The following is a 12,959-nucleotide window of genomic DNA, read 5'->3' as shown; positions in this document are numbered from 1 at the left end:
ACCCTGACGCCATGAAGGAGCGGGAATTGCGGCTTGCGCTGGTCTGCTACGGCGGCATCAGCCTGGCCATCTACATGCACGGCATCACCAAGGAAGTGTGGCGGCTCGCCCGCGCCAGCCGCGCCTATCACGATGACGCCGCCCCCAGCAGCGGCAGCGAGGCCGTCTATCGCGCCTTGATCGGGGCGATCGAGGCGCAGAGCGGCATTCGTCTGCGGATCATGCCCGACATCATCGCAGGCGCCAGCGCGGGCGGCATCAACGGCATATTCCTGGCGCAGGCGATCGAGACAGGCCAGTCGCTGGAGCCTTTGACGGACCTGTGGCTTCAAAATGCCGATGTCGACCAGTTGCTCGACCCTGACGCCCGCCCGGCCCGCGCCTTCACTAAATTCTGGGCGACCCCGCTCGTCTGGATGGCGGCGCGGCATCCGGGCGATGCGGTAGAACGCACCGTGGCCCCCGGCACCCGCGAAGAGGTGCGGATGAAATTGTCGCGCTTCATCCGGTCACGCTGGTTCGAACCCCCGTTCGGCGGCGAAATCTTCACAACCATGCTGCTCGATGCCTTCGACGCGATGGCGGCGGCCGACCGTGGGCCGCCGCTGCTGCCAGACGGGCACCCGCTCGACCTGTTCGTTACCGTCACCGATTTTGAAGGCCATCCCCAAAGTCTCAACCTCAACAGCCCGCCCCAGGTGATCGAGACAGAGCATCGGCTTTCGATCGGCTTTCGCGCGCGCGGGCGGGGCGAAAGGCTGTTCGTCGATGCGTCCGAACTGGTGTTCGCGGCGCGGGCGACGGCCAGCTTCCCCGGCGCCTTCCCCCCCTTTACCGTGCGGGAACTGGACCGGGTGCTCATGCGCAAACATCGCAACTGGCCGACCCGCGACACGTTCCTGTCGCGTGCCCTGCCCCGCCATGCCGCGCGTGGCACGGCCGAGGATGCGGTGCTGATCGACGGATCGGTGCTGGCCAATGCCCCTTTTGCGCAGGCGATCGGCGCGCTGCGCAACCGACCGTCCCGGCGCGAGGTGGACCGGCGTTTCGTCTATATCGATCCAAAGCCCGGGCATCGCTCCATTCGCCTGAACAAGGAAGGGCTGCAGGAAGAGTTGCCCAGCGGATCAACCCCGCCCCTCCCCGGTTTTTTCCGGACCATCTTTGGCGCGCTGTCCGACATTCCGCGTGAACAACCCATTCGCGACAATCTGGATGTCATTGACCGTCATTCCGCGCGCATCCGTCGGATGCGACGGATTTTCGACGCACTGCGTCCCGGGATCGAGGCGGATGTGGAGAGCGCGGTCGGGCGCATGCTGTTTCTGGACCGGCCGACGCCCGCGCGCCTGTCAGCCTGGCGCGCCAAGGCGCAGCAGCGCGCGGCGGGGGCCGCCGGCTTCGCCTACCCCGCTTATGGCCATCTCAAATTGTCGGGCATCGTCGAATCGCTTTGCGCGCTCCTCTTCCAGCTGAGCGGGGAAGACAGCGCCATGATGCGTGAAGCCTATCGCCAGGCGATCTGGGCCGCAGTGCGCGGCCAAGGCGCTGACCAACTGAGCGACAATGGCGGATCGGCGGCGGCGCCCGTTGCCTTCTTCCGCGCCCATGACCTGGCGTTTCGCATTCGCCGCTTGCGCTTCCTGGCCCGCCGCTTGGCCGAAACGCTGGAGATCGAAGCTGAGGCCGAAGATGCCGCGGTGCTCGCCATGCATGACGCCATTTACGGTGCGCTGTCGCTCTATGCCGAATGCGAGGACCATGATTTTTACGGCGACAGCGTCATAGCGGCGGCGAAAGCCGTCCCCACGGATGCAGCCGCCGCGCTGGAGGCGGTGGCGGCGGCGCGCGACCTCAAGGCCCGTGACGAATCGGCCGACGAGATGCTGGCAGAGGCTCTCGCCGGACTGCCAAAGGCGGGTCGCCGCACCATGCTGCTGGCCTATCTCGGCTTCCCCTTCACCGACATTGCCTCGCTACCGTTGCTTCAGGGTGACACTCTGGATGAATATGATCCCGTCAAGGTCGACCGCATTTCGCCCGAAGATTGCGCCGCCATTCGCCCAGGCGGGGCGGAAGCCACGTTGAAAGGAATAGAATTCAACAACTTCGGCGCCTTTTTCAGCCGCGTCTATCGGGAAAATGATTATCTGTGGGGGCGGCTGCACGGTATCGAACGGCTTCTGGACATCGTGAATTCGAGTGTGCCTGCGGCAAGTCGGCTTCCGCACGAGATGCTGGCCGACTATAGGCGGGCGGCGTTTCTGGCGATCCTCGACGAGGAAGAGTCGCGCTTGCCGCATGTCGCGGATTTGATCGCCAGCTTGCGGGAGGAAATCGGGTGAGCAGGCCTATTGTGCTGGTTCCGATGGCTATGATGCTGGCGCTGACCGCCGGCTGCGGCGCGTCTGATGACAGCGCGCAGGCGGGCAATGACGCCCAGCCGCCCCAGCCGCCTGCCGCGCAGGCTGCTCCTCCCGAGCCGCCAGCGCCCCAGCCCGTCGAACCGCCGAAGCCCGCACCGACCAAGGTGGCCGCAGCTCCCATGCCGGCCAGCCCTGTCGTCACCGTGCGGACGCAGCCCGCTCCCTATTTCCCGCTCGACCTGCCCCCTTCGGACGTCGCCGCCAGCGCCGCGCCCTTCCCGCGGGAGGTGACGGAATTCATGGTGGCGCGCGATGGCTGCGACCATTTTCGCGGCGAAGACCCCTATGACGCGGAACGCCGTGCCTTCATTCAGGAAAATATCGACGAGCTTTGCCGGGGCACGGACGCGCGCCTCGCCATGTTGCGCCGGCGCTATGCCAATGATCCGTCGGTCATCGCCGCCCTGAAGGGCTATGACGACCGGATCGAAACGCAGCTCAGCTATCGCTGATCACTCGATCAACGCGTCAATCGCCTGCGCCAGGTCCACATCACGCTGTGACAAGCCCCCTGCGTCATGCGTGGTCAGCACAATGTCGACGCGATTATAGACGTTCGACCATTCGGGATGATGGTCCGCCTTTTCCGCCAATATGGCCACCCGCGTCATGAAGCCGAAAGCGGCATTGAAGTCGGCAAAGGTGAAGCGGCGGGACAGGCCATCCGGATCGGCAATAGCGGTCCATAGCGGCAATCGGGCGAGCGCTGCGGCGCGCTCTTCCTCGGTCAATCTGGCAATCATGTCTCTATCCCTTGGCGACGCTTTGCGCTTATGTGGCAGTCATGTCGCAGACCCGTCAACCGCCGCGCTTTGCGCCTAGCGCGCAGGAGATTGAAACGCTTGCGCTGGAGGCGCTGAGCCGCCTGCCCGATCCCTTTCGGGCGCACCTGGCCAATGTCGTGCTGTTCGTCGAGGACTTCGCCGACGCGGACACGCTACGAGAGATGGACATTGACGATCCTTTCGGCCTGACCGGGCTCTACACCGGGCGTCCGGTCGGGCAGGAGGCGCAGACGGGCGACACGCCACCCACTGTTCATTTGTTCCGCCGGCCCCTGCTCGACGAATGGGTCGAAACCGGCGTGCCGCTCGACGCGCTCATAACCCATGTCGTCGTGCATGAGATCGGCCATCATTTCGGTCTGTCGGACATCGACATGCATGTGCTGGAGGATATGGTCGCATCATGACCGGCGCGGCGCTGCGGCTGGACGACGTCGCCTGCGTGCGCGGCGGGCGGATGCTGTTTCGCGGGGTCAGCCTCTCCCTCACATCGGGGGGCGGCGCGATGCTCACCGGCGCCAATGGCGCGGGCAAGTCCAGCCTGCTGCGTCTGTGCGCCGGTCTGCTCCCGGCATTCAGCGGATCAGTGGTGCGCAGCGGCGGCGTTGCGCTGTGCGATGAAAAGCTGGCGCTGGACAATGAAGCGCCGCTGCATAGGGCACTGTCCTTCTGGGCGGCAATCGACAGGGCAGACGCAGCGCAGGTGGACGCGGCGATGGATGCGATGGCGCTTACCCCCCTCGCGGAGGTCCCGGTGCGGATGCTTTCCACCGGTCAGCGCAAGCGCGCCATGCTGGCAAGGATCATTGCCAGCGGCGCTGCCATCTGGCTGCTGGACGAACCGGGCAATGGCCTCGACACCGTCTCGCTCGACCTGCTCGGCCAGGCCGTCGGTCGCCATTTGAGTGCCGGAGGTATCGTCGTTGCCGCGTCCCACCAGCCGCTGCCTATCGTGGCGCCCGTCACGATTCACCTTCCCGATCATCAGGCAGATGCCGCATGAGGCTCTTGTGGCTGCTCATTCGCCGCGACCTGCGCTTGGCCTGGGCGTCGGGGGGGATGTGGCTTCCCGTCGCCTTCCTGCTGCTCGTTGCCAGCCTGTTCCCTTTTGCCGTTGGCCCCGATGCCGCGCTGCTCGCACGGACAGGAGGCGGCATGCTCTGGATCGCCGCGCTGCTGGCCAGCCTGCTGCCGGTCGATCGGCTGGTCGCCCCGGATGTGCAAGCCGGCGTGCTGGATCAGTTGGCCGCGCGTGGCATTGGCGAGGAGTGGATCGTGCTGGCCCGCTTGCTGGCGCATTGGATCGGCTTTGGTCCGCCGTTGATGCTGGCGACCGTGCCTGCCGCCACGCTGCTGAAACTCGACGCGGCAGCTATGGCTCGCCTTGAGCTTGGGCTGCTGATCGGCACGCCGGCGCTGGCGGCGCTTGGGCTGCTTGTCGCCACGCTAACGGCAGGCTTGCGCTCCAGTGGCGCGTTGGCTGGATTGCTTGCGCTGCCACTTGCCGTGCCGCTGCTCATTTTTGGCGCCGGCACGATGAGCGATGGCAGCGGGGCGGCGTTCAAATTCCTGGCGGCAGCGTCGCTGCTGCTGGTCGCGATCACCCCTTTTGCCGGCGGCGCGGCGCTGCGAGCAGGGCGGGATTAGCCATCGGGCCACGCCAAACCGTCTCTTGATGCACGCCAATAATATCCTCATTGACGTTCGCGCGTGGCGGGCATAGCAGGGCGGCGCTTTTCCCAAGGACAAGAGTGCCCGAACAATGACCTATGTCGTGACCGACAATTGCATCCGCTGCAAATTCATGGATTGCGTCGAGGTCTGCCCCGTGGACTGCTTCTACGAGGGGGAAAATATGCTGGTCATCAACCCCAATGAATGCATCGACTGCGGCGTGTGCGAGCCGGAATGCCCTGCAGAGGCGATCCTGCCGGACACTGAGAACGGCCTTGAGAAGTGGCTGGAGCTCAACACCAAATATTCCGCCGAATGGCCCAACATCACGGTGAAGGGCGATGCCCCGGCGGATGCCGAAGCCATGAATGGCGTTGAAAACAAGCTGGAGCAGTTTTTCTCGCCCGAACCGGGCAAGGGCGACTAAGCCCTTCTCTGCGCTGCCAAGTCCCGAAACATGCCACACCCCCGGCGATTATGTCTGGGGGTGGTAATTTTGTTACGAATCTGCTAAAAGCGGCCGCAACGGTCGGATTTCCCTGAATGCGGCCCTGGAGAATGAACTTCATGTCTTGACGGGTCGCGCCGGGCACATTGTGGCATTCCGCTTTGTCTCGCTGCTTCGCGACGGCCCGCCTCCCGTTAGAATTGGAAAGGTATCAAATGGCTGCCAAGGCGCTGTCCTTTGACGTTGGTGATTATGTCGTTTACCCCAAGCATGGCGTCGGCCGTGTGATCGAGCTTCAGAAGGAGCAGATCGCGGGCATGGAATTGGAGCTGTATGTGCTTCGGTTCGAAAAGGAGCGCATGACGCTTCGCGTGCCGACCAACAAGGCCGAAGGCGTGGGGATGCGCAAGCTGTCGTCCAACAAGACGCTGGAAGAGGCCATGGAGACGCTCAAGGGCAAGCCCAAGGTCAAGCGCACCATGTGGTCGCGCCGCGCGCAGGAATATGAGGCGAAGATCAATTCGGGCGATCTCGTGTCGATCGCCGAAGTGACCCGCGATCTGTTGCGGGCCGACGATCAGCCGGAACAGAGCTATTCCGAGCGCCAGATTTTCGAAGCTGCCTCGAGCCGGCTTGCGCGCGAACTGGCCGCTATGGAAGAAACGGACGAGCCGAGCGCGCTGCAGAAGATCCTGCGCATCCTGAATGAAGCCGCGCCCAAATATGCAAAGGTCGATGGCTGATTCCTCGTCATTCTGAGACATAAAAAGGAGCGCTTCGACCCTGTCGATGCGCTCCTTTTTTTCGCCCTTGTCGCGGCGACTGAAGCTTACTGATCCTTCACGGCGCCCGCAGCATCCTGGGCCGCATCACCCACGCTGCTGGCTGCTTCACCGACCTGTGAGGCTGCGCTGGACACGGCATTGTCCTTGTTGGTTTCGCTGCTGATCAGGAAAAAGGCAGCGACAGCCACCACGACGACCAGCAAAAGGATCGCCAGCGTCATGCCGCCGCCACCACTGCGACGCTCAATCACCGTGGTCGTCGTTGCCGGGCGTTCCTGTTCGACCTGATAATCAGCCATAATCTCGTCCTCCTCCTCATCGTCGTGCCACCCGGCAGGATCAATGCCAAATGGGACAAGGAGGTTCCCGGTCGGCCCCTAATTGCCGCGATAGCTGCTATAGCCATAGGGGCTCATGACGACAGGCACATGATAATGGGCGCTGTCGTCATCAGCGCGGAAAACAATGTCGATTTCAGGGAAAAAGGGCTTGGGCCCCGCGTCCTTGTAGCGGCTGACATCGAAGCGGATGCGGTAGACGCCAGGCGGCGTCACCACGCCTGGCCCGAAGTCGCGCACGCGACCATTGGCATCGGTCGTCGCGCTGCCGACAGCAACCCAGTCCCCAGCGTCATTTTTGCGCTCCAGCGTGGCAGGGATGCCCGCGCCGCCGGTGCCTGTCGCTAGGTCGAGCACATGGGTCGAAATCTCCGATGCTGCGGCGGGCATCGGCAGGGCGGCAAGAGCGCCAAGCATCAAGCTAGAAAATGCGTAAACGACCTTCATGTCGGCACTCCGCGACGTTGAACAACATGTAAAACGCATGGTCAGGCCGCCCCGTCCTCGACCGGGACGAAAGCGCCCTTGGCGCGATCCTTGACCACCTTGTCCGCGCGGAAGACTGATCCACTCATGGTGATATAGACGCCGGGATCAGCGACCTGCGCCGTCGCAAAGGCCATGCCCAGATTGAAGCTGGCGTCGCTTTCGCCAAAGCGCGCAGGGGCCAGCGCGCCGACGAGCACGATCGTCTTGCCCTCTATGCCTTTCAGCATCTTGGCCGTTTCGGTCATGGTGTCGGTGCCATGGGTGATGACGATGTGCCGCTCTCGCGCGGCGGCGACGCGGGCGGCAATCAGCGCGCGGTCGTTATCGTCCAGTTCCAGGCTATCCTTGCGCGTCACTTCCTCGATCCGGAAGGGTCGTTTGACGCGGGCCACATCGAGCAGCTTCGCCATGACGGTTTCACCCACCTGATAATCAGACAGGGCGTCGAAATAGATTTTGTCGATAGTGCCGCCAGTCGTCAGCAGCAGGATCGGGGCATCGGGGGACAGCATGGCGCACTCCACAATTTAATCGCGGAGCCTTTAGCGTAACGCCCTGCGAAGGGAAACCGACCTTCAATGTCCGCGCGCCATCGCCTCCCCGCGATCCCGGGCCGCTTCCAGCGTGTCGGTCAAAAGCGTCAGCAGCCGGTCATCGGCATCAAGGACGTTCAGACCTTCGCGCGTCATGCCGCCAGGACTTGCCACCTGATCGGCCAGCGTAGCGGGCTTCACCTGCGCTGCCGCCGCCATGGTGGCTGCCCCTTGCACCGTCGCCATCGCCATGCGGGCCGCCTGCTCAGCGGGAATGCCGATCGCTTCGCCGGCCCGCGCCAGCGCGTCGATAAAGCGGAAGAGAAAGGCCGGGCCGCAGCCCGACAGCGCCGTCACCCGATTGAACAGCGCCTCATCGGCTATCCATTCGCAAAGACCCAGCGGCGCCATCAGGGCGCCGGCGTCAGCCCTACCAGCCGACGGCGCCTGGTCATCGGTATAGAGGGCGACCACGCCCTGCCCGATCCCCACGGGCAGATTGGGCATGGCGCGCACGATGTCGCGCGCGGACGGGAAGTGCGCGCGCAGGTCGGCCAGCGTCGTGCCGGCCAGGATCGACAGGATCATGGTATCGGTGGTGCAAAGCGGCGCCAGCTGCGCCGCCGCGTCAGCGACCTGATGGGGCTTCATGCCCAGCATCACGGTCGTACCTTGCGGCAGGGCGTCGGGATAAGACGTCACGACCCGCACGCCATCCGCGACGGGCCGACCGCTAGGCCGCAAAATCGTGACGCGATCGGAGTCCAGTCCGCAGGCCAGCCAGCGATGCAGCATCTGTCCGGCCATATTGCCGCAGCCAACGAGGAACAGATGCGCGGGCCAGCCTGTCGCCATGAATCAGGCCTCGCCCCGGGTTTCGATCAGGCTCGCGGAAATCGCCTCCGACGGCGACTTGCCCCCCCACAGCACGAATTGAAAGACAGGATAGAAGCGTTCGCATTCGTCGATCGCGGTTTCGACCAGCAATTGCGCCTGATCGAGCGTCAGCGTGCCGCCCGCGCCCAGCAACGCGCCATGACGAAACAGCACGATGCCGCTGGACGACCATAGCTCGAAATGACCGATCCAGAGCTGTTCGTTGATAAGCCCCAGCGTTTCGTAGATCGCCCCGCGCTTGTCCTCCGCCACGCGGACGTCGGGCAACACCAGCAGTTGCAGCACCTGATCCTCATCACGCCAGATGCCGCGCAATTCATATTGCGCCCAGGACCCCTGCGTGTTGCCGACGATCTCATCCTCGCCGACCTGATCGAAACTCCATCCGTGCGCCTCGAAATAGGCGGCAAGCATGTCAATCGGCGCGGCTTCCTGGCCGCCCTGTTCAAATTCGTCGCTATCCATCATCGGCGCGCCTTAACACCGCAGGACGGCAAAGGACAGTCGCTCAGTTGGCGTCGTCCGGCAACGGGGCGACACCCTCGATGCTGCGGTCCAGCGTTTCGCTCGCCTTGGGCTTGACCGTCTTCACGCTCTTGGTGACGGGTTCGCCCGCCTTCCCCTCCAGCGCGTCGATCCGGGCCTTGAGCGCTTCAACTTCTTCGCGCGCCGCCTGAGCCATGGCCTTGACCGTATCGAATTCTTCGCGCGACACGAAGTCCATGCCGCCAATCCATTCCTTGGCCCGTTCCCGCGCGTTGGATTCAAATTCGCGGGTCATGCCGGCCATGGTGCCGGCCGCGCCGTTGACCAGCTTGGCCAGATCGTCGAAAAAGCGGTTCTCGCTCTGCATTGCTCTTGTCCTTCCTGCGGCGCGACCGGCGCCATCGTCTATCTTACTTGGGTCCTGAGCGCCGGAGCGACAAGGGTTTCCGCATCAGGATTGAGGCGGCCAATTTCATAATTGAGATATGAGGCGAAACACAGCCAGGCCAGATAGGGCAGCAGCAACAGGCCCGCCAGCCGCCGAATGCGCCAGAAGTAGCGGATGGTCAGGCTGACGACCACGATCAGCGCGATGATCAGGACCAGCGCGGCGCTTACCTGATGCAGGCGAAAGAAAAGCGGCGACCAGGCAAGGTTCATCACCAGTTGCAGCAGAAACAGGCCGATGGCCACGCCCCGCCCCTGCGCCCCCCGCGCATGCAGGACGATCGCGAACGCCAGCGCCATCAGCACATAAAGGATCGTCCAGGCGACACCGAACGCCCAGCCCGGCGGCATCAGCCCCGGCTTGTCGAGCGCATCGAACCAGCGATTGCCATAGCCGCTATTGGCGAGCTGGCCCGACAGAAACCCCAGAAACACGATGGCGGGCACGGTCACGAGCGCCCACCGCAGATAGGACAGGCGCAACTGACCCTGTGACGCAATTCCGTTCATCGGCAACAACACCCCCGCGCTTGTCACTCATTCGGCTGGTTCGGGCGAATCCTTGAGCGCCGATTCCAGCTTGCGGCTGACGGTTTGCGGAGAAACCGTGCGCTTGGCAACGCGCGAATAGAAGATGGGGATCAGGAACAGCGTGATCAGCGTGGCCAGGCTGACGCCGAATACCACGACCACGCCGATCGACTGGCGCGCCGCCGCCCCCGCGCCGCCCCGGATCACCAACGGCAGCGCACCGATGACGGTGGCGATCGACGTCATGAGGATCGGGCGCAGACGGCGCTGCGCGGCTTCCCGGATCGCGCGTCCGATTTCCAGCCCCTCATCGCGCAACTGGTTGGCGAATTCGACGATCAGAATGCCGTTCTTCGCCGCCAGCCCGACCAGCATGACGATGCCGATCTGGCTGTAGAGATTGACCGAGCCGCCAGTCAGCGCCAGCCCCAGCACACCGCCCGCCACCGCGAGCGGCACGGTCGCGATGATGACGCCGGGATGGACGAAACTTTCAAATTGCGCCGCCAGCAACAGGAACACCACGACGATGGTGAGGCCGAACACCAGCCAGATCGCGCCGCCGGTTTCACGCAGTGACTGGCTTTCCCCGCGATAGCCGAGCGCGATGACCTCGGGCGACTGACGCGCCTGCCCTTCCAGCCAGGTGAGCGCATCGCCCAGCGACGTTCCCGGCGCCAGCGCGGCGGTCAGCGTGATCGCGCGCAATTTATTGTAGCGGTTGAGCTGACGTGGCCCGGCCACTTCCTTCACCGTCACCAGCGAGGACAAGGGCACCAAAGCGCCGGTCCGGCTGCGCACATTGATGCGCTCCAAATCGGCAACGGTTTCCCGCCCTTCATCCTCCGCCTGCACCAGCACGCGATATTCCTCGCCCCGGTCGACATAGGTGGTGACGCGGCGGGACCCGAGCAGACTTTGCAGCGCCTGGCTGACGTCATTGACCGATACGCCGAGGTCGCCTGCCCGTTGCAGATCGGTTTCGATCCGCATCTGCGGCTTGGATTCCTTGTAATCGCTGTCGAGGTTGATGAGGCCGGGATAATTGGCCGCCGCCGCCATGATCCGGTCACGCGCCGCCGCCAGCCCTTCATAGGTCGCGCCGGCCAGCACCAGATTGACCGGCAGACCGCGTCCTCGGCCCAGCCCCGATCGCGGCGCCGCATTACCGCGCACGCCGGGCTGGTCGGCGATCACCTTGTTGATGATGGTCGCGACTTCTGCGGTGGTGATGCTGCGATCTTCCCACGGGCGCAGGAAGGCGATGACATTGCCGCTGTTGAAATCGTCCGTCGTGCCAAAACCGCCGGGCGCACGTACAACCAGATTTTGCAGCGTGCCATCCTTGCGCAGGAAATTGAGATCCTTCTCGATCTTGAGCATATAGGCCAGCATCTGGTCATAGCCCGTGCCTTCGGGCGCACTGATGCTGGATTCGACGACGCCGGTGTCTTCAGCTGGCGCCAGTTCGGTGGGCAGGCGCGTGAAGAAGAAGCCCGCGACCCCCAGGAACAGCAGCACGCCCAGAACCGGCAGCACGGGTTTGCGCAGCACATGGTCGAGCCAGCGGGCATAGCCGCCCTCAATTCGCTGGAAGCGGTCATCGACCCAGCGCGCGAGCCGCCCGCGTTCGGCGGTCTTGAGCAGCTTGGAACAGAGCATCGGCGCAAGGCTCAAGGAAATGAAGCCGGAAAAGCCGATCGCCGCGATCATCGCAATGGCGAGTTCGCGGAACAGCAGCCCGGTTTGCCCCGCCAGGAACATGATCGGCACGAACACCGCGCATACCACCAATGTCGTGGAGATGATCGCGAAGCCCACCTGGCGTGATCCCAAATAGGCCGCGACCAGCGGATCGTCGCCCTGCTCGACGCGGTGATAGACATTTTCGAGGACGACGATCGCGTCGTCGACCACCAGGCCGATCGCCAGCACGAATGCCAGCAGTGTCAACAAATTGATCGACAGGCCCAACAGCCACATCACCGCGCAGGTCGCCAACAGGCAGATCGGCACAGTGACGGCCGGGACCAGAGTCGCACGCACCGACCCCAGGAACAGGAAGATGACCAAGATGACGAGCAGCGCTGCTTCCAGCAGCGTGTCGTAGACATTCTCGATCGCGCGCTCGATGAACAGGCTTTCGTCAGTGCCGATGGCGATCGACATGCCCGCCGGCAGCGTGGGTTCCAGATCCTTGATCAGCGCCTTGGCCTTTTGCGCCACTTCCAGCGTGTTGGCGCCCGACTGGCGAATGATACCCAGGCCGATCGCGGTGCCGCCATTGGAACGGAAACTGCTATAGGGATTTTCCGGCCCCTCTTCGATCCGCGCGACATCGCCCAGCTTCACCTGGTAGCCATCCGCCCCGCGCCCGATCACCAGGTCGGCAAATTGCTGTGGCGTGGCGAAGGGTCGTTCGACACGCAGGGTCTGATTCTGCTGTTTTGATTCGAAACGACCGGCGGGCAATTCGACATTCTGCGTGCGCAGCGCATTTTCGACATCCGCAGGCGTCAGCCCGAACGCAGCCAGCTTTTCCGCGTTGAACCAGATGCGGGTGGACGGACGCGCCTCGCCGCCGATGAAGACGCGGGCGACGCCGTCGATGGCGGAAAAGCGATCGACGATATTACGGTCGATATAATCGCTGATCTGGATGGAGCTCCAGCCGGGGCGGGAGATGGAGAGGAAGAGGATGGAGCGCGCGTCGGAATCCACTTTGCGGATTTCGGGCGCTAGCGCGTCTTCGGGCAGATCCTCGACCACGGACCCAACCCGGTCGCGCACGTCATTGGCGGCGCTGTCGATATCGCGAGACGGATCAAATTCGATATTGATGTCGGACTGGCCATCTTCCGACGTGGACGTGATCGTCTGGATGCCCTGCACGCCCGCCACCGCATCCTCGATCAGCTGCGTGATGCGGGTTTCCACGACCGACGCGGCGGCGCCGGTATAGATGGTTTCGACCGAAACAATGGGCGGGTCGGTGTCGGGATATTCACGCACCGAGAGGCTGAGATAGCCGACCACCCCGACGATGCAGAGAAGGACGGCGACGACCGCGGCGAATACCGGGCGGCGGACGGACAGGTCGGACAACTGCATGGCGTCGCG

At 63.9% G+C, this 12,959-nt stretch carries 16 protein-coding genes; 7 read left to right on the top strand and 9 right to left on the bottom strand.

Annotated elements, in window-relative coordinates:
• The first annotated feature begins 11 nt into the window (after positions 1-11).
• A complete protein-coding gene (locus tag SAB01S_RS06035) occupies positions 12-2,345 on the top strand; it encodes a patatin-like protein (protein ID WP_062732201.1) in 2,334 nt (777 codons plus the stop codon).
• 29 nt (positions 2,346-2,374) lie between these two features.
• Positions 2,375-2,878 (top strand): hypothetical protein, encoded by a 504-nt coding sequence (locus tag SAB01S_RS06030; protein WP_062732200.1) that lies wholly within the window; start codon positions 2,375-2,377, stop codon positions 2,876-2,878.
• On the opposite strand, the gene SAB01S_RS06025 is transcribed toward SAB01S_RS06030, so the two are convergent.
• The gene (locus SAB01S_RS06025) at positions 2,879-3,208 is read right to left on the bottom strand and encodes a 4a-hydroxytetrahydrobiopterin dehydratase (protein ID WP_281179039.1); all 330 of its coding nucleotides are present in this window, start codon (positions 3,206-3,208) and stop codon (positions 2,879-2,881) included.
• 2 nt (positions 3,209-3,210) lie between these two features.
• On the opposite strand from SAB01S_RS06025, the gene SAB01S_RS06020 reads away from it, so the two are divergent.
• From SAB01S_RS06020 to SAB01S_RS06000, 5 genes are all read left to right on the top strand, one after another.
• On the top strand, positions 3,211-3,618 hold the full coding sequence (locus SAB01S_RS06020; RefSeq protein ID WP_062732198.1) for a metallopeptidase family protein: 408 nt from the start codon (positions 3,211-3,213) through the stop codon (positions 3,616-3,618).
• A complete protein-coding gene (ccmA, locus tag SAB01S_RS06015) occupies positions 3,615-4,214 on the top strand; it encodes a heme ABC exporter ATP-binding protein CcmA (RefSeq protein ID WP_062732197.1) in 600 nt (199 codons plus the stop codon). The genes SAB01S_RS06020 and ccmA overlap by 4 nt, the downstream gene beginning before the upstream one ends.
• Positions 4,211-4,858: a heme exporter protein CcmB gene (gene ccmB / locus SAB01S_RS06010; RefSeq protein WP_062732196.1), complete on the top strand. Its 648-nt coding sequence runs from the start codon at positions 4,211-4,213 to the stop codon at positions 4,856-4,858. Before ccmA ends, ccmB begins: the two co-directional genes overlap by 4 nt.
• Before the next feature lie 115 nt (positions 4,859-4,973).
• Positions 4,974-5,312 (top strand): ferredoxin FdxA, encoded by a 339-nt coding sequence (gene fdxA, locus SAB01S_RS06005; protein ID WP_021226882.1) that lies wholly within the window; start codon positions 4,974-4,976, stop codon positions 5,310-5,312.
• Between the two features lie 236 nt (positions 5,313-5,548).
• Entirely contained in the window at positions 5,549-6,076 is a 528-nt protein-coding gene (locus SAB01S_RS06000) for a CarD family transcriptional regulator (protein WP_062732195.1), read from the top strand.
• An 86-nt stretch (positions 6,077-6,162) separates the two neighbouring features.
• Here SAB01S_RS06000 and SAB01S_RS05995 read toward each other — a convergent pair whose 3' ends face one another.
• The 8 genes from SAB01S_RS05995 to SAB01S_RS05960 form a co-directional block, all read right to left on the bottom strand.
• Positions 6,163-6,417: a hypothetical protein gene (locus SAB01S_RS05995; protein ID WP_062732194.1), complete on the bottom strand. Its 255-nt coding sequence runs from the start codon at positions 6,415-6,417 to the stop codon at positions 6,163-6,165.
• A 78-nt stretch (positions 6,418-6,495) separates the two neighbouring features.
• Positions 6,496-6,903 carry a hydroxyisourate hydrolase gene (uraH, locus tag SAB01S_RS05990; protein ID WP_062732193.1) on the bottom strand — a complete coding sequence of 136 codons (408 nt, stop codon included), beginning with the start codon at positions 6,901-6,903 and terminating at the stop codon, positions 6,496-6,498.
• Between the two features lie 41 nt (positions 6,904-6,944).
• A complete protein-coding gene (locus tag SAB01S_RS05985) occupies positions 6,945-7,457 on the bottom strand; it encodes an asparaginase domain-containing protein (RefSeq protein WP_021226879.1) in 513 nt (170 codons plus the stop codon).
• 63 nt (positions 7,458-7,520) lie between these two features.
• Positions 7,521-8,333, bottom strand: a complete 813-nt coding sequence (gene proC, locus SAB01S_RS05980; protein WP_062732192.1) for a pyrroline-5-carboxylate reductase — start codon at positions 8,331-8,333, stop codon at positions 7,521-7,523.
• A 3-nt stretch (positions 8,334-8,336) separates the two neighbouring features.
• A complete protein-coding gene (locus SAB01S_RS05975) occupies positions 8,337-8,843 on the bottom strand; it encodes a type III secretion system chaperone family protein (protein WP_021226877.1) in 507 nt (168 codons plus the stop codon).
• A gap of 40 nt (positions 8,844-8,883) precedes the next feature.
• Entirely contained in the window at positions 8,884-9,228 is a 345-nt protein-coding gene (locus SAB01S_RS05970) for an accessory factor UbiK family protein (protein WP_021226876.1), read from the bottom strand.
• A gap of 38 nt (positions 9,229-9,266) precedes the next feature.
• Positions 9,267-9,818: a TspO/MBR family protein gene (locus tag SAB01S_RS05965; protein ID WP_062732191.1), complete on the bottom strand. Its 552-nt coding sequence runs from the start codon at positions 9,816-9,818 to the stop codon at positions 9,267-9,269.
• Positions 9,819-9,845: 27 nt separating this feature from the next.
• Positions 9,846-12,950 (bottom strand): efflux RND transporter permease subunit, encoded by a 3,105-nt coding sequence (locus SAB01S_RS05960; protein ID WP_062732190.1) that lies wholly within the window; start codon positions 12,948-12,950, stop codon positions 9,846-9,848.
• Between the last annotated feature and the right edge of the window lie 9 nt (positions 12,951-12,959).

The organism is Sphingobium abikonense NBRC 16140 (assembly GCF_001598335.1).
In the GTDB taxonomy this organism is placed as follows: domain Bacteria; phylum Pseudomonadota; class Alphaproteobacteria; order Sphingomonadales; family Sphingomonadaceae; genus Sphingobium; species Sphingobium abikonense.
The sequence above is the reverse complement of the archived record's forward strand: the minus strand, read 5'-3'. Positions and strand labels throughout refer to the sequence as shown.